Consider the following 16,226-nt stretch of genomic DNA (forward strand, 5'->3'; position numbering starts at 1 on the left):
TCTACGAGCCGTACGATCTGGCCGATGAGCGACGACGCACGGGACCGCATCCTGGCCGCCGCGGGGCGGTGCATCGTGGCACGCGGTGACACTCAGATCCGGATGGCCGCAGTGGCCGACGAAGCCGGCGTCGTCCGGTCGACGGTGTACCGCTACTTCCCGACGCGCGACGATCTGCTGCTGGCCCTGGTTCTGGTGCGGATCGACGCCGCACTGGCGCGCCTGGTGCGGTCACTGAAGCGACCGGACGATCCGCGGCGCTGCATCCCCCGGATGGTCCTGGTCCCGGTCGGTTCGGTGGCCGGCGACGCCTTGAACGAGGCGCTGTTCGCCAGCGAGAGCACGGCGCTGTCGGCGGCCCTGGAGTTGGGGTCCGAGCAGATCGTCGACGTGGTGAGTGCGCACTACGACGCACTGTTCGCGATGTGGCAGGACAGCGGCGACATGTACCCGGACCTGGATCGGCGCGAGGTGGCGCGGTGGATTCACACCGCGGCGCTGTTCCTGTTGTCGCCGCCGTGGCGGTACCGCGGCCAAGCGGCCAAGCGGCGATTCGTCGACCAGTTCGTCGTTCGCGCGCTCGTACCACAGATCGGACATTAGACCGTTTTTGTCCGATACATGCGCGATGCGGGTAATTTCCGTGCGGTGACGATTCCGGCGGATCCCGCGGACTTGACCGCTGTCTGGTTCAGCGAGGTGTTCGGCCTGCCGGTGACGGCGGTCGACCTGCTCGACGCGCACTCCGGCACCACCGGGCGGGCCCGCGTCGGACTGACCGGGCACTCCGAGTTGCCGGCGAGCGTGTTCGTGAAGCTGCAGCCGTTCACAGCCGAGCAGCGCGGCTTTCTTCGCAGGATCGGGTTGGGGGTGGCCGAGGCGCGGCTCTACGGGGCGGTGGGAGGTGAACTGCCGGTGCGGATTCCACACGTGTGGCATGCCGCCTGCGATCCGGCCGACGGTTCGTTCATCATGGTGCTCGAGGATCTCGCCGCTGCGGGCTGCAGGTTCCCGACTCCGACCGACCCCGATGTGCTGGACGTGGCCACGTCACTCGTCGACGAGCTCGCGGTGCTGCACGCGGCGTACCGGGGGACGGATATGAGCTGGCTGACGCCCGCCGAGGGAATGCGCCGCACGCCCACCGACGGCGAGCTCGCCGCGCAGCGCACGCACTTCATCCGGCTCGGTCTCGAGCAGTTCGGCGACGAGATGGGTGCGGCGTTCCAGGAGCTGGCCGAGCTCTACATCGAGCGCTCCGGCGACGTGATCGCACTGTACGGAGAGGGCGAGCAGACGCTGATCCACGGCGACGACCACATCGGGAACCTCTTCGTGGACGGCGGTCGCACCGGGTTCTTCGACTGGGCCGTCGCGTGCCGGTCGCCGGGCCTGCGCGACGTCGCGTACTTCACGTGCAACTCGCTGCCCATCGAGGTGCGCCGCTCCGAACAGGACGCGCTGCTGGATCGCTACCTCGCGGCGCTGTCGTCGCACGGCTGGGACCTCGCCGCGGACACGGCACGCGAGCAGTACCGACTGTTCTCGCTCTACTCGTGGATCGCAGCGGTCTCGACGGCGGCGATGGGTGAGCAGTGGCAGCCAGTCGAGGTCACGCGACCCGCGCTGCTGTCGATGACGGCCGCCATCGAGGACCTCGACGTGCTCGGGCTGCTCCGCGCGAGGCTCTGACCACATCCCGCCGAACGTTGGTTACCGCCACGCTTCCGAGCGATTCTGCGTGCCGGTAACCAACGTTCGCGCATAAGTGGGGTTACGCAGTTACTTCATCTGCCAGACCGGCGCCCGCTTCTCCTTGAACGCCAAGGGGCCCTCCTTGGCGTCAGCGGACAGGAACACCGGGATGCCGTTGGCGGTGTCGGGCTTGAACGCGTCGAGTTCGTGCATGCCCTCGGCCTCGCGGATGGTCTTGAGGATCGCCTGCACGGCCAGTGGCCCGTTGCCGTTGATGACGTCGGCGATCTCGAGGGCCTTGTCCAGTGCGGTGCCGTCGGGCACCACGTAACCGATGAGTCCATAGGACAGCGCCTCGGCCGCGGTGATGTGGCGGCCGGTCAGCAGCAGGTCGCAGGCGATGGTGTACGGGATCTGGCGCGGCAGTCGCACCGCCGAGCCGCCCATCGGGTACAGGCTCCACTTGGCTTCGGAGATGCCGAACTTCGCGCTCTCTCCGGCGATGCGGATGTCGGTGCCCTGCAGGATCTCGGTGCCGCCGGCGATGGCCGGGCCCTCAACGGCCGCGATCAGCGGCTTGGTGAGCCGCCGACCCTTCAGCAGGCCCTCGATCTTCGTCGGGTCGAAGGCGCCGCTCTTGAACGAGTCGCCGGGAGGGGCCTTGGTGGCGTTCTTCAGATCCATGCCCGCGCAGAAGTAACCCCCGGCGCCGGTCAGGATGCAGGTGCGGATCTCCGGATCCTCGTCGACGCGGTTCCAGGCGTCGACCATTATCGAGAGCATCTCAGTCGACAGCGCGTTGCGCGCCTCCGGCCGGTTCAGCGTCAGGATCAGGGTGTGTCCGCGCTGCTCAATGAGGGCATCGGGGCCCTTTTCCAACTCGCTCAACAGGATGCGCCTTTCAGCTTCGTCGCCACAGACTTGTCTCGAAATGTAACACGTTCTAGTTTAGTGCTGTGGCCCTGAATATCGCCGATCTTGCCGAGCACGCCATCGACGCCGTGCCAGACCGTGTCGCCCTCATCTCGGGCGGCGAACAGCTCACCTACGCCCAGTTGGAGGAGAAGGCCAACCGCCTGGCCCACTACCTCATCGACCAGGGTGTGCAGAAGGACGACAAGGTCGGCCTGTACTGCCGGAACCGCATCGAGATCGTCATCGCGATGCTCGGCATCGTCAAGGCCGGCGCGATTCTCGTCAACGTCAACTTCCGCTACGTCGAGGGCGAGTTGAAGTACCTCTTCGAGAACTCCGACATGGTGGCGCTGGTGCACGAGCGCCGCTACGCCGACCGGGTCGCCAACGTGCTGCCGGAGACGCCGAACGTCAAGACGGTCCTGGTGGTCGAGGACGGTTCCGACGACGACTTCGAGCGTTACGGCGGCGTCGAGTTCTACTCGGCGATCGCGCAGGGTTCGCCCGAGCGCGACTTCGGTCCCCGCAGCGCCGACGACATCTACCTGCTGTACACCGGTGGCACCACCGGCTTCCCGAAGGGCGTGATGTGGCGGCACGAGGACATCTACCGTGTCCTGTTCGGCGGTACCGACTTCGCGACGGGTGAGCCGATCGCCGACGAGTACGACCTGTCCAAGGCCGCCGCCGCGAATCCGCCGATGATCCGCTACCCGATCCCGCCGATGATCCACGGCGCCACTCAGTCGGCCACCTGGATGTCGATCTTCTCGGGCCAAACCACCGTGCTGGCACCGGAATTCGACGCCGACGAGGTCTGGCGCGCCATCCACGAGCACAAGGTCAACCTGCTGTTCTTCACCGGTGACGCGATGGCGCGCCCGCTGCTCGACGCGCTGCTCGCCCATCAGGACGCCGGCAACGAATACGACCTGTCGAGCCTCTTCCTGCTCGCGAGTACCGCGGCGCTCTTCTCCACCAGCCTCAAGGAGAAGTTCCTGGAACTGCTGCCCAACCGCGTCATCACCGACTCGATCGGTTCCTCGGAGACCGGTTTCGGTGGCACCAGCATCGTGGCGAAAGGTCAGTCGCACACCGGCGGTCCGCGGGTGACGATCGACAAGAACACCAAGGTGCTCGACGAGGACGGCAACGAGGTCGTGCCGGGCTCGGGAGTGCGGGGCATCATCGCCAAGTGCGGCCACATCCCGGTCGGTTACTTCAAGGACGAGAAGAAGACCGCGGAGACCTTCCGGACCTACAACGGCGTGCGGTACGCGATTCCGGGTGACTACGCCGAGGTCGAAGCCGACGGTTCGGTGACGATGCTGGGCCGCGGCTCGGTGTCGATCAACAGTGGCGGCGAGAAGATCTATCCCGAGGAGGTCGAAGCCGCGCTCAAGGGCCATCCCGACGTCTTCGACGCACTGGTGGTCGGCGTGCCGGATCCGCGTTTCGGTCAGCACGTCGCCGCCGTCGTGCAGCCGCGTGAGGGCACCCGCCCGTCGCTCGCCGATCTGGATGCGTTCGTGCGCAGTGAGATCGCGGGCTACAAGGTGCCGCGCAGCCTGTGGCTGGTCGACGAGGTGAAACGCTCACCCGCGGGCAAGCCGGACTACCGCTGGGCGAAGGACACCACGGAGGAGCGGCCCGCCGACGACGTGCACGCCAAGCACGCGAAGGCGGCCACCTGATGGGGCGAGCGAAGCGACGGGAGAAATAAATGCGCACCGAACTCTGCGACCGCTTCGGTATCGACTACCCGATCTTCGTCTTCACGCCGTCGGAGAAGGTCGCCGCCGCCGTGAGCCGGGCCGGTGGCCTCGGCGTGCTCGGCTGCGTCCGCTTCAACGACGCCGACGACCTCGAGAACGTCCTGCAGTGGATGGACACGAACACCGACGGCAAGCCCTACGGCGTTGACATCGTGATGCCCGCCAAGGTGCCCACCGAGGGCACGTCGGTCGACATCAACAAGCTGATCCCGCAGACCCACCGGGACTTCGTCGACAAGACGCTCGCCGACCTCGGGGTGCCGCCGTTGCCCGACGACGAGGAGAAGTCCGAAGGCGTGCTCGGCTGGCTGCATTCGGTGGCTCGCAGCCACGTCGAGGTGGCGCTGAAGCATCCGATCAAGCTGATCGCCAACGCACTCGGGTCACCGCCCAAGGACGTCATCGATCAGGTGCACGCCGCGGGGGTTCCGGTCGCCGCGCTGGCCGGTAGCGCGAAGCACGCGCAGCGCCACGCCGAGAACGGCGTCGACATCGTGATCGCCCAGGGCCATGAGGCCGGCGGGCACACCGGCGAGATCGCGTCCATGGTGCTCGTCCCGGAAGTCGTGGATGGGTTGGCCGCTCTTGGCGTTTCGACGTCGGTGCTGGCCGCGGGCGGTATCGGCACCGGCCGCCAGGTGGCGGCCGCGCTCGCGCTCGGTGCGCAGGGCGTGTGGATGGGTTCGGCGTTCCTCACCGCCGCCGAATACGACCTCGGCGTCCGCACCGAGGGTGGTGCGTCGGTGATCCAGCAGGCGCTGCTGGCTGCCGGTTCGAGCGACACCGTGCGCCGCCGCATCTACACCGGCAAGCCGGCGCGACTGCTCAAGAGTCGGTGGACCGACGCCTGGGACGCCGACGGTGCACCGGAACCGCTGCCGATGCCGCTGCAGAACATCCTGGTCTCCGAGGCGCATCAGCGGATGAGCGAATCCAGCGATCCGACGACGGTCGCCATGCCAGTCGGTCAGATCGTGGGGCGGATGAACGAGATCCGGCCCGTCGCCGACATCATCGCCGAACTCGTCGGTGGGTTCGAGGACGCCACCAGACGCCTCGACGGTATCCGCGACAACTGACGGATCAGAACGTGATCGTCGTTTCGGCGTCGACGGTCGCCGTGGCGGCGTCCAGGATCGCCTGGGCGCCCTCCGGGCCGTTGGCGTTCAGCTGGAGCACGTAGATCTCGTCCGACGCCGGGATCACCACCGTCTTCTGGGCGATCGAACGAGGCGCACCGTTGTCCCCGGTGAAGGTGCCGGCGAGCACGACGGCGGAGTAGCCGTCCAACTCGCTGGACTCGCCCGTTCCCCCTTGGTAGTCAAGGAGATTCATAAGCTCGCCGGGGGCGTGCGCAAGGAGCTGCTCCGCATCGGCGCCCTCGAGTTTGGACATGATCGCGAATATCGCCGGCGGATCGTCCTGGTACGCGGCATCGGTGCTGACGATCGCGTCGTACGCCCACTCCGGCGGAGAGGTGGCGACCGCCCAACCCGCGGGCACGGGGAGGCCGATCACCGGAGCGCCGGGATCGCCCTTCCGGACCGCGGTCTCGGTGATGCCGTTGTCCGCGATGTACGTCGCGATCGTCGGTTGCGGCTCGCCCGGTGCCGGCGCCTCAGTGGTTGCGGTGGTGGGGTCCGTCGAGGTCGGGTCGGGGGATCTCGGGACCTGAGCGCGCACGGTGGAGCTCGGCGCGGGCTCGTCCCTGCCGGACGATCCGGTCATCGCCACCACGCCGATGATCGCGGCCACGACGGCGATCACCGCGACGATCGCACCGCCGATGACGAGCGGCGTTCGGCTGCGCTTGGATCCGCCGGTGGGTGCGGCTGACGGCGGCTGAGGTGTCGGGTAGGGCATCGGCGTCGGGTAGCGGGCCGGCGGCGGTGTCGGGTACGGAATCGGCGGCGGTGTCGGATACGGTTGCGGCGCATGCGGTCCCGGCGGCTGCGAGGTGGTGGCGGCGCGGGGAGCCGGGGTCAGGGGACGATATCGACCGGTCGTGGGATCCGCAGCGGCGGTGGGGGTGTCGGCCGCGGCAAGGGCGGCGCGGGCCAGTGCGATGGCAGTCGGGTAGCGGTCGTTCGGGTCCTTGGCCATTCCGCGCGCAATGACCTCGTCGAACGCGGGAGACAGCTCGCGGCGGGCTTCCGATGGCCGTGGCGGCGGCGACATCAAGTGGCCGGTGATCTGCTGCTGCATGCTGTCACCGGGGAAAGGCCTTGCCCCGGTGAGGCATTCGTGAAGCACGCAGGCCAGCGCATAGACGTCGGAGCGAGTGCCCGCCTGGCCGGTGTTGAACCGCTCGGGCGCCATGTAGTGCCACGTGCCGATGGTATTGCCGGTGCCCGTCAGGCCGGCGTCCGCCGCGGTGCGCGCGATACCGAAGTCGATGAGGTAGGTGAAGTCGAATTTCGCGACGCGGACATTCGACGGCTTGACATCGCGGTGGACGAGGCCGACCTCGTGGGCGGCCTCGAGAGCCATGGCGACCTGCTCGATGATGCGGACCGCGCGCGACACGGCAAGTGGGCCGGACTCCAGCAGTTCCTGCAGATCCTGGCCTTCGATCAGCCGCATGTCGACGAACAGTCGTCCGTCGATCTCACCGTAGTTGTGGATCGGCACGATGTGCGGTTCGTTGAGCGCCGCGGCCGTCTGTGCCTCGCGGAGAAACCGCTGCTGGAAGGTGGGGTCGTTGGCGAACTGTGCCAGCAGCACCTTGAGTGCCACAACGCGGTTGGTCAGCGTGTCGCGAGCCCGCCAGACTTCGCCCATTCCGCCGCGACCCAGCAGGTCGAGCAGTCGGTAGCGGCCGAACTCGGTTCCCTCCATCACACCTCCATCACGTAAAAGTACCGAACGCCGCCGGGGTTTGACCCCGACGGCGTTCGAGTTTGGTGAAGAAGGTCAGCCGATCGTCGTCTCGTTGTCGATCGTCTCGGTCACGGCGTTCAGCACGTCCCTCGCATCCTCGGGTCCGTCGACGTTGAGCTGCAGAACGTACTGACCGTCCGGTGCGGGGATCAGCACGGTCTTCTGCGCGATGAAGCGGGTTTCGCCGTCGCGTGTGTAGGTGCCACCGAGCACCACGGCAGGGAACTCGGCCAGCGTGCTGGCTTCACCCTCACCGCCGTCGTAGTCCGGGAGGTTCATCAGCTCACCCGGCGCGAGCGCGACGATCTGATCCGGATCGACGTCGCCGACGAGCTTCGACATGATCGCGATGACGTTCGGCTGGTCGTCGGCCCATTCGGGTTCCGTGTTCACGATCGCGCCGTAGGCCCACTCGGGGGCTTCCTCGGGTGCCACGACCGCCCAGCCGGGGGGAACCGGCAGGTTGACGGGAGGCGCCGAGGGGTCGCCCATCTTGATGCCGATCTCCTGGATGTTGTTCTCCTGGATGTAGGTCGCGATCGTCGGATTCGGGCCTGCTGCAGGCGCTTCCGACGTCTTCGTAACCTTGGGCTTCTTGGAGGTCTCCGTGGTCTTGTCGGCCTTGGATGACGTCTCCGTCTTGGAACTGCTCTCCGTCGCGGTCTTGGTATCCGAACCGCAGCCGGACAGCACCACGGCCAGGGCGGTCATGGCCGCGGCCACGCCGGTGAGCGCAGATGCTCTCATGTCTTCCACTCCTTGTTCTCAGTGACATTCGGGAGGCTGAGGGCAAACATCACCGTTGGCCATTCCGCAGCGAAGCGTAGCCCAATTAGGGCGCTCATCTGCGTGAGTAGATCTACTCGTTTTCGTCTGCGTCGAATCTTTCAGGCGCGTGGCGACTTCTCATACGGGTCCCAGAACGTACTGGCCGGTCTCGGGATGCGGGTACCACCCACCGGCGGCGTGGGTACCGCCGTCGATGTGAATGGTCTGCCCGGTGATGTAGTCGCTCATGGCCGACGCGAGAAACACCGCGGCGTTCGCCATTTCGTCGACGTGGCCCGCGCGGCCCAGCGGCACCATCGCCGCCGCGCTCTCCAGCTGGCCCGGTTTCGTCATCATCTCCGCCAGGCCCTCGGTGAGCGTGAAGTCCGGCGCCAGGGCGTTGACCCGGATGCCGTGTGGAGCCAGCTCCAGTGCGGCGGTCCTGGTGTAGTTGACGACGCCCGCCTTGGCGGCCGCGTAGGCCGCGTAATAGGGCGCCGCTCGCACACCCTCTATCGACGTGATGTTGACAATGCTTCCGCCCGAACGGTTTTCGACCATCAATCGGGCGACCCGCTGCGTGCAGAGCAGCACGTGTCGGAGGTTGGCGCGGTACAGCGCGTCCCAGCCGTTCTCCGACGTCTCCAGCAGTGGCGAGGGAAAGACTCCGCCCGCGTTGTTCACCAGGATCGTGACGGCGCCCAGTTCGTCGACGGTCCGGGCGAGCGCGGCGTCGACCTGCGCGGAGTCCCGGACATCGGTCGGAATGCCCAGCGCGCCGATGGTCTCCGCGGCGCTTGCGCAGGTTTCCGCGTTGCGCTCCCAGATCGCGACCGTGGCCCCGAACGCGGCCAGTCCGGCGGCGATGCCCTTGCCAATGCCGGATCCGCCACCGGTGACGACGGCGACGCGGTCGGTCAGCAGGATCTGATCGGGGGATACGGCCACGGCGTCAGAGTAGGCCACCGGCCACGTCGCGGCGCTGGCCTGACCGCGACTCGAGACGGAATCTGACGACGTGTTCGGCGGGTTCGCGTCGTCAGATTCCATCTCGCGGAGTGACCAGTTCGGTCGTGTCGGGACCGGCGACGATCACCTCGTCGTCGATCCGTCGGGAAGGATCCGCGCGCCCGAACGCGGAACGTCGTTCGTCCAGCGGCACTCGACCAGCTCGCGGAGCGGGGTCGGGGCCGCCGTTTCGCGGTAGCCCACGGGTCCAACCTAGCGCTGGATCGCGAACACCGCGTCGGCGCAGCCGGTGCCCTCCGCGGACAGTTGGCGTTTGAGCACCTTGAACGTCTCGGTGCGGGGGAGTCCGGAGCTGACGCGGACGAACTTCGGCCACTGCTTGGGTCCGAGGTCCGGCTGGTCGGCCAGGAACGCGGTGAATTCGTCGACGTCGAACGCCGCCCGTCCGGCGAGGACCAGCGCGGCCATCACCTGATCACCGACCGCGGGATCGGGGATCGGATACACGACGGCTTCGACGACGTCGGGGTAACGCATCAGTATCCGCTCGATCGGTGCGGTGCCGAGGTTCTCGCCGTCGACGCGCATCCAGTCGCCGAGGCGCCCCGCGAAGTAGATGTAACCCGCCTCGTCCCGGTACGCCAGATCGCCGGAATGGTAGACGCCGCCTGCCATGCGCTCGGTTTCCGCTGACGAGTCGCCGTAGTACCCGCGAAACCACCCGCGACCCTTGGGATTGACGAGCTCGCCGATGCGGCCGGGCGGGCACGGTTCGCCGGTCTCGACGTCGATGATCGCGACCTCATCGGTGAGCGGCCCCAGCGATCCCTCGGGGGTGTCGGGGGTGCGCGCGATCGCGACACCGCCCTCGGTGGAGCCGAACCCGTCGACCACGGTGACGCCGAAGCGCTCGGCGAAGCGCGTCAGATCCCGTGGGGCGCCCTCGTTGCCGTAGAGGAAGCGCAACGGGTTGTCGGCGTCGTCTGCCGACGGCGGCGTCGCCAGGATGTAGGACAGGGGCTTGCCGACGTAGTTGGCGTAGGTGGCGCCGAAGCGCCGCGCGTCCGGGATGAACGCCGACGCGGAGAACCTGCGGCGCAACGCGATCGACGCACCCGCGGCTACGGCCACCGCCCAGCCCGCCATGACGGCGTTGGAGTGGAACAGGGGCATCGACAGGTAGGCGGTGTCGGACGCACCCAGCCCGAACCGCTCCGCCAGCATTCGGCCGGGGAACGCCACCTTGTCGTGCGTCACGCGCACGGCCTTCGGCTCGCCGCTGGTGCCCGAGGTGAAGATCAGCATGTACAGATCGTCGGGAGCGACGTCGACGAACGCCACCGGTGCACCGCGGTGCGCATCGAGTTCCGCAGCCCAGTCGGATGATTCGACGTCGACGACCTCTACTCCCGCAGGCACCAGGGCGGCGTCGTCGGTCAGCACGAACTGGCAGTCCGCCCTCTCGACGTCGCGGGCCAGGGCCTCGCCGCGCCGGGTCGGATTCAAGCCCACGACCACCAGGCCGGCCAGGCTCGCCGCCACCAGCACGCTGGAGAAGAACGGCGTGTTGCCGAGCAGCACCCCGACGTGCGGCGGCCGGGCCGGATCCAGGCGGGCCGTCAACGCCGCGGCGATCTCGGCACCCGCCCGGATGTGGTCGCGGTAGGTGACGAATCCGTGTTCGTCGTGGATGCCCCGATCAGTGACGTCGACGAGCGGCGCCAGTAGATCGGAAACCGTCGGATTACGTTGGGCCGTCAAGAGTTAGACGGGCGTCTCGGCGAGCTCACGGCCGATCTGCAGCAGCTGCCCGGTGGCACTTCCGACGGCGAACTCGGTCTGTTTGGCGGCCAGGAAGTAGCGGTGCACGATGTGGTCGGTGTCGATGCCGACACCGCCGTGTACGTGCACCGTGGTGTGCGCCACGCGGTGGCCCGCCTCAGCGGCCCAGAACGCCGCGCTGTTGACCTCGAGCGAAGCGGGCAGATCCTCGGAGAGCCGCCACGCGGCCTGGGTGAGGGTCAGTCGCAGGCCCTTGATGTCGATGTACCCGTCGGCCAATCGCGACGACACGGCCTGAAAGCTGCCGATGGGGCGCTCGAACTGCTCGCGCTCGCGCGCGTACGTCGCGGTAAGCTCCAGCGCCCGCTCCAGCACGCCGAGCTGGAAAGCGCTGTGGCCCAGCGTGAACAGCGTGCGAATCCAGTCGAGGACCTCGCTGCCGCCGATCACGCGATCGGCACCGAGTTCGACACCCTGCAGGTCCACCTGTCCGACGCTGCCGTGCCCGGTGGTGTCGAGCGACGTGACCGTCACGCCGGCGTCATCCTTGGCGACGAGGAAGACCTGCTCACCCGACGGGGTCTCGGCGGGCACGAGGAACGCGTCCGCAACGGGGCCGAACGCGACGAGTGCCCGCGTGCCGGTGAGGCGGTAGCCGTCGCCGTTCGCCTGACCCTGGACGGGCCCCTGCCCCATTTCGCCGTCGAGCGCGACGGTCAGCACCTTCTCGCCGGTGACCGCGGGAGTGGCCCACTCGGTCCGCAGCGACTCGGAGCCGAACCTGGCCAGGGCCCCCGCGCCCAGAACGACCGACTCCAGATAGGGGACTGCGGCCAGTTGACGGCCCAGCGCCGTCAGGATCGCCGTCTGCTCGAGGACGCCGAAACCGCCGCCGCCCAACGACTCCGGTGCGGCGGCCGAGAGCACGTCGGCGGCGATGAGCTTGTTCCAGAGCGCGGTGTCGAAGCGCTCGTCGAGCTTGTCGAGTTCCTTGAAGTGGTCGGGCGTGCACACCGATTGGGTGATGTCGCGAACGAGGCCACTCAGGTCGTTGGTCTCTTCTGCGGTCGTGAAATCCATTGTCGTTCCTATCGGTTCACTCGGGGCAGGCCGAGGGCCACCATGCCGATGATGTCGCGCTGAATCTCGTTGGTGCCGCCGCCGAACGTGAGGATCAGGCAGGACCGGTGCATGCGCTCGATGCGACCGCGCAGGAGCGCGCCGGGGCTGTCCTTGCGCAGCGTCGCCGCCGTGCCGAGCACCTCCATGAGCAGTCGGTAGGCCTCGGTGGCCAGTTCGGTGCCGTACACCTTGGCGGCGGATGCGTCCGCGGGGGAGGGCGACGCGTCCTCGGTCGAGGCCAGTTCCCAGTTGATCAGCTTGAGTACCTCGGCCTTGGCGTGTACGCGAGCGAGGTTGAGCTGCACCCACTCCGAGTCGATCAGACGCCGGCCGTGCGCGTCCTTCGTGTTCTGCGCCCACTCGCGGACGCCGTCGAGCGCCGAGAAGATGGGCTGCGCCGACACCAGCGCCACGCGCTCGTGGTTGAGCTGATTGGTGACGAGCTTCCAGCCGCCGTTCTCCTCGCCGACGAGCGCCGACTTCGGAACGCGGACGTCCTGGTAGTACGTCGCGCTGGTGTCGACCCCGGACATGGTGTGCACCGGCGTCCAGGAGAAGCCGTCGGCGGTGGTCGGCACGATGAGCATCGAGATGCCGCGGTGCTTCTTGGCCTCGGGGTTGGTGCGGACGGCCAGCCACACGTAGTCGGCGTAGGCGATGAGGCTGGTCCACATCTTCTGGCCGTTGATGACGTAATCGTCGCCGTCGTGCACCGCGGTGGTGCGCAGAGCGGCCAGGTCGGTGCCCGCACCCGGCTCGGAGTAGCCGATCGAGAAGTGCAGCTCACCGGCGGCGATCTTCGGCAGGAAGAACTTCTTCTGTTCGTCGGAGCCGAAGTGCATGATCGTCGGCGCGACGCTGTTGATCGTGAGGAAGGGCACCGGCACGTTGGCGATGGCGGCCTCGTCGTTGAAGATCAGCCCGTCCATCGGAGGCCGCGCCTGTCCGCCGAACTCCTTCGGCCACGACAGGGTCAGCCAACCGTCCTTGCCCATCTGCTGGACGGTGTCGCGGTAGACGTTGCCGCGTCCCATCTCGCCCTCGCTGCTGGACAGCGCTTCGGCGCGCTCGGGTGTCATGAGCTTGCCGAAGTAAGCGCGCAGTTCGCGGCGCAACTCCTCCTGCTCGGGCGTGTATCCGATGCGCATCGCGACTTCCTCTTTCGTCTACCGAACCGTGGGGGCACAGGGGGCACTTCCCTCCCCGGTTGTAACACGTTCTAGTCTTGGGGTCCAGGGCGGTGTCGCACTGGCACCTACCAGGTGACGTCGTATTCTGACCGGCACACGGTTGAAGCGAGTACTGCAGGGAGGTTTGTCGTGCACGTAATAGTCGATCGCGACCGCTGCGAAGGCAATGCGGTATGCGTGGGAATCGCCCCGGACCTGTTCGATCTCGACGACGACGACTACGCCGTCGTCAAGGCCGATCCGGTTCCGGAAGACCAGGAGGAGCTGGCGGAGCAGTCCATCCAGGAATGCCCAAGAGCCGCTCTGCTCCGCAAAGACTAGAGGTATTCGTAAATTGAGCACGAACTCTGACGCGTCAGATCTGTCCGGCCTGGTCGCGGTGGTCACGGGTGCCGCCGCGGGACTCGGTAGGGCCGAGGCCATCGGGCTGGCACGTGCCGGCGCCACCGTCGTGGTGAACGACATCGCCCCCGCGCTGGACTCCTCCGATGTGCTCGCCGAGATAGCTGCAGCCGGTGCCAAGGGCGTTGCGGTACCCGGTGACATCAGCGAGCGCAGCACCGCCGACGAACTCGTCGCGACCGCCGACGGACTCGGCGGACTGTCGATCGTCGTGAACAACGCGGGCATCACCCGCGACCGCATGCTGTTCAACATGTCCGACGAGGACTGGGACGCGGTGATCGCCGTGCATCTGCGCGGCCACTTCCTGCTCACCCGCAACGCCGCCACCTACTGGCGCGACAAGGCGAAGGCCAACGGGGGCCAGGTGTACGGCCGCATCGTCAACACCTCGTCGGAGGCGGGCCTTGTCGGGCCGGTCGGCCAGGCGAACTACGGCGCGGCCAAGGCGGGCATCACCTCGCTGACCCTCACCGCGGCAAGGGCTCTCGGCCGCTACGGGGTGCGCGCCAACGCGATCGCGCCGCGCGCCAGGACCGCGATGACGGCCGACGTCTTCGGCGACGCGCCCGAACTGACGGACGGCCAGGTGGACGCGCTGTCTCCCGAACACGTCGTGACGCTGGTGCGGTTCCTGTCGTCGCCGGCCTCCGAAGGGGTGAACGGACAACTGTTCATCGTCTATGGTCCGACGGTGACGCTGGTGGCAGCGCCCGTTGTCGAGCAGCAGTTCACTGCGACATCGGACGCGTGGGCCGCCGCCGACCTCGACGCAACGCTGCGTGACTACTTTGCTGACCGCGACCCGGAAGTGGGTTTCTCGGCCAACGCGCTAATGGCGTCGCGAGACTGAACGTCTCATTCGAAGCGCGCTTTGGCGGGGTAGAACACGTTCTAGAATGACCTGTGTCACAGTGGCGTTGACCAGCATAAACGACCTTATGGCGGCCGATATGTCGGTTCTTTGACACTGCGAACACGTTCTAGTTAGTATGAGCCGGCTCACTAAGAGCAACGCTTAAAGATGGGGCGGTTCGGCAATTTCGGTGAGAGTTCCCGGACTCTTCGCCCAAAATGTCTATCCATCCCCACCCGAGAACGGAGCCGAGGTTGATCGAACAGCTTGCGGCTCCGGCTCGAGCCGTGGGTGGATTCGTCGAGATGTCCTTCGACACGTTCGTGAAGATGTTCCGTCGCCCGTTTCAGCTTCGCGAGTTCCTCGAGCAGACCTGGATGATCGCGCGCGTGTCGCTGGTGCCGACGCTGCTGGTCGCGATTCCGTTCACCGTGCTGGTGGCGTTCACGCTCAACATCCTGCTCCGCGAGATCGGCGCCGCCGACCTGTCCGGTGCGGGTACGGCGTTCGGCACCATCACCCAGCTCGGCCCGATCGTCACCGTCCTCGTCGTCGCGGGTGCCGGCGCGACGGCCATCTGCGCCGACCTCGGAGCGAGGACCATCCGCGAGGAGATCGACGCGATGCGGGTCCTCGGCATCGACCCGATCCATCGGCTCGTCGTCCCCCGCGTCCTCGCGTCGACCCTGGTGGCGCTGCTACTCAACGGCCTGGTGTGCGCCATCGGCCTCTCCGGCGGCTACGTCTTCTCGGTCTTCCTGCAGGGCGTGAATCCCGGTGCCTTCATCAACGGGCTCACCGTCCTGACCGGCTTGCCGGAGCTGCTACTCGCCGAGGTCAAGGCACTGCTCTTCGGCGTGATGGCCGGCCTGGTGGGCTGCTACCGCGGGCTCACCGTGCAGGGCGGCCCGAAGGGCGTCGGCGTCGCGGTCAACGAAACGGTGGTGTACGCGTTCATCTGCCTGTTCGTGATCAACGTGATCATGACGGCGATCGGCGTGAGAGTGCTGGTGAAGTAGTCGTGAGCTATGACGCCACCATCCGGTTACGCCGCTTCTTCCGCGGCGTCCCGAAGTCCGTCGACGGCATCGGCGAGCAGGCGCTTTTCTACGGCGAGTCGATCCGCTACATCCCGAACGCGCTCACCCGGTACCGCAAGGAGACCATCCGGCTGATCGCCGAGATGACCATGGGCACAGGCGCATTGGTGATGATCGGCGGCACGGTCGGGGTCGCGGCGTTCATGACGCTGGCATCCGGCGGCGTCATCGCCGTGCAGGGCTACTCCTCGCTGGGCAACATCGGCATCGAAGCGCTGACGGGCTTCCTCTCGGCGTTCCTCAACGTGCGCATCGTCGCGCCGGTCATCGCGGGCATCGCGCTGGCCGCCACGATCGGGGCGGGTACGACGGCACAGCTGGGCGCCATGCGCGTGGCGGAGGAGATCGACGCCGTCGAGGCGATGGCCGTGCACTCGGTGTCGTACCTGGTGTCGACGCGGTTGATCGCGGGGCTCATCGCGATCGTGCCGTTGTACGCGCTGTCGGTGCTGGCGGCGTTCTTCGCCGCCCGTTTCACGACGGTGTTCATCAACGGTCAGTCGGCGGGTCTCTACGACCACTACTTCAACACGTTCCTGGTGCCGAGCGACCTGCTGTGGTCGTTCCTCCAGGCCATCATCATGTCGATAGCCGTGATGCTCGTGCACACGTACTACGGCTACAACGCATCCGGTGGGCCCGTCGGCGTCGGCATCGCGGTCGGCCAGGCCGTACGCACCTCGCTCATCGTCGTCGTGACGATCGTCCTGTTCATCTCGCTCGCCGTCTACGGAGCGTCCGGCAACTTCAACCTCTCGGGATAGGGCGGGGT

Annotated in this window: 15 protein-coding genes; 8 read left to right on the forward strand and 7 right to left on the reverse strand. The window is 67.3% G+C overall.

Annotation, left to right across the window (positions count from 1 at the left end):
• Positions 1–24: 24 nt before the first annotated feature.
• Both NM203_RS04020 and NM203_RS04025 read left to right on the forward strand, forming a co-directional pair.
• Positions 25–603 carry a TetR/AcrR family transcriptional regulator gene (locus NM203_RS04020; protein ID WP_255058389.1) on the forward strand — a complete coding sequence of 193 codons (579 nt, stop codon included), beginning with the start codon at positions 25–27 and terminating at the stop codon, positions 601–603.
• A gap of 45 nt (positions 604–648) precedes the next feature.
• Positions 649–1,692 (forward strand): phosphotransferase family protein, encoded by a 1,044-nt coding sequence (locus NM203_RS04025; protein ID WP_255058390.1) that lies wholly within the window; start codon positions 649–651, stop codon positions 1,690–1,692.
• A gap of 90 nt (positions 1,693–1,782) precedes the next feature.
• Here NM203_RS04025 and NM203_RS04030 read toward each other — a convergent pair whose 3' ends face one another.
• On the reverse strand, positions 1,783–2,583 hold the full coding sequence (locus NM203_RS04030) for a crotonase/enoyl-CoA hydratase family protein (protein ID WP_255058392.1): 801 nt from the start codon (positions 2,581–2,583) through the stop codon (positions 1,783–1,785).
• A gap of 68 nt (positions 2,584–2,651) precedes the next feature.
• Here NM203_RS04030 and NM203_RS04035 point away from each other — a divergent pair, with 68 nt between their 5' ends.
• Entirely contained in the window at positions 2,652–4,304 is a 1,653-nt protein-coding gene (locus NM203_RS04035) for a medium/long-chain-fatty-acid--CoA/3-oxocholest-4-en-26-oate--CoA ligase (RefSeq protein ID WP_255058393.1), read from the forward strand.
• A gap of 29 nt (positions 4,305–4,333) precedes the next feature.
• Positions 4,334–5,464 (forward strand): NAD(P)H-dependent flavin oxidoreductase, encoded by a 1,131-nt coding sequence (locus tag NM203_RS04040; protein WP_255058394.1) that lies wholly within the window; start codon positions 4,334–4,336, stop codon positions 5,462–5,464.
• A 4-nt stretch (positions 5,465–5,468) separates the two neighbouring features.
• Here the strand turns inward: NM203_RS04040 and NM203_RS04045 are convergent, their stop codons facing one another.
• The 6 genes from NM203_RS04045 to NM203_RS04070 all read right to left on the reverse strand — a co-directional run bounded on the left by NM203_RS04045 (position 5,469) and on the right by NM203_RS04070 (position 13,054).
• Entirely contained in the window at positions 5,469–7,223 is a 1,755-nt protein-coding gene (locus NM203_RS04045) for a protein kinase domain-containing protein (protein ID WP_255058395.1), read from the reverse strand.
• A gap of 75 nt (positions 7,224–7,298) precedes the next feature.
• Complete coding sequence (locus tag NM203_RS04050) at positions 7,299–8,012, reverse strand: envelope biogenesis lipoprotein LpqN (RefSeq protein WP_255058396.1); 714 nt, start codon at positions 8,010–8,012, stop codon at positions 7,299–7,301.
• 159 nt (positions 8,013–8,171) lie between these two features.
• Positions 8,172–8,981, reverse strand: a complete 810-nt coding sequence (locus NM203_RS04055; RefSeq protein WP_255058397.1) for an SDR family NAD(P)-dependent oxidoreductase — start codon at positions 8,979–8,981, stop codon at positions 8,172–8,174.
• 273 nt (positions 8,982–9,254) lie between these two features.
• Positions 9,255–10,763, reverse strand: a complete 1,509-nt coding sequence (gene fadD17 / locus NM203_RS04060) for a long-chain-fatty-acid--CoA ligase FadD17 (protein WP_255058398.1) — start codon at positions 10,761–10,763, stop codon at positions 9,255–9,257.
• Between the two features lie 3 nt (positions 10,764–10,766).
• Complete coding sequence (locus NM203_RS04065; RefSeq protein WP_255058399.1) at positions 10,767–11,864, reverse strand: acyl-CoA dehydrogenase family protein; 1,098 nt, start codon at positions 11,862–11,864, stop codon at positions 10,767–10,769.
• A gap of 8 nt (positions 11,865–11,872) precedes the next feature.
• Positions 11,873–13,054: an acyl-CoA dehydrogenase gene (locus tag NM203_RS04070; protein WP_255058400.1), complete on the reverse strand. Its 1,182-nt coding sequence runs from the start codon at positions 13,052–13,054 to the stop codon at positions 11,873–11,875.
• 171 nt (positions 13,055–13,225) lie between these two features.
• Here NM203_RS04070 and NM203_RS04075 point away from each other — a divergent pair, with 171 nt between their 5' ends.
• From NM203_RS04075 to NM203_RS04090, 4 genes are all read left to right on the forward strand, one after another.
• Positions 13,226–13,417, forward strand: coding sequence for a ferredoxin (locus NM203_RS04075; RefSeq protein WP_255058402.1), 192 nt, complete (start codon positions 13,226–13,228; stop codon positions 13,415–13,417).
• A gap of 13 nt (positions 13,418–13,430) precedes the next feature.
• A complete protein-coding gene (locus NM203_RS04080; RefSeq protein ID WP_255058403.1) occupies positions 13,431–14,351 on the forward strand; it encodes a 3-oxoacyl-ACP reductase in 921 nt (306 codons plus the stop codon).
• Positions 14,352–14,608: 257 nt separating this feature from the next.
• A complete protein-coding gene (locus tag NM203_RS04085) occupies positions 14,609–15,373 on the forward strand; it encodes an MlaE family ABC transporter permease (protein ID WP_255058404.1) in 765 nt (254 codons plus the stop codon).
• Positions 15,374–15,375: 2 nt separating this feature from the next.
• Positions 15,376–16,218: an MlaE family ABC transporter permease gene (locus tag NM203_RS04090; RefSeq protein WP_255058405.1), complete on the forward strand. Its 843-nt coding sequence runs from the start codon at positions 15,376–15,378 to the stop codon at positions 16,216–16,218.
• Positions 16,219–16,226: the final 8 nt, after the last annotated feature.

Origin of the sequence: Mycolicibacterium arenosum (assembly GCF_024320865.1) — a bacterium.
GTDB classification, from domain to species: Bacteria; Actinomycetota; Actinomycetes; order Mycobacteriales; family Mycobacteriaceae; genus Mycobacterium; species Mycobacterium arenosum.

What these genes read in the sequence shown, in the direction of transcription:
- NM203_RS04040 (WP_255058394.1), top strand. Translation starts at nt 4,334, where the DNA reads ATGCGCACCGAACTCTGCGACCGCTTCGGTATCGACTACCCGATCTTC.
- NM203_RS04065 (WP_255058399.1), bottom strand. Translation starts at nt 11,864, where the DNA reads ATGGATTTCACGACCGCAGAAGAGACCAACGACCTGAGTGGCCTCGTT.
- NM203_RS04050 (WP_255058396.1), bottom strand. Translation starts at nt 8,012, where the DNA reads ATGAGAGCATCTGCGCTCACCGGCGTGGCCGCGGCCATGACCGCCCTG.
- NM203_RS04045 (WP_255058395.1), bottom strand. Translation starts at nt 7,223, where the DNA reads ATGGAGGGAACCGAGTTCGGCCGCTACCGACTGCTCGACCTGCTGGGT.
- NM203_RS04070 (WP_255058400.1), bottom strand. Translation starts at nt 13,054, where the DNA reads ATGCGCATCGGATACACGCCCGAGCAGGAGGAGTTGCGCCGCGAACTG.
- NM203_RS04020 (WP_255058389.1), top strand. Translation starts at nt 25, where the DNA reads ATGAGCGACGACGCACGGGACCGCATCCTGGCCGCCGCGGGGCGGTGC.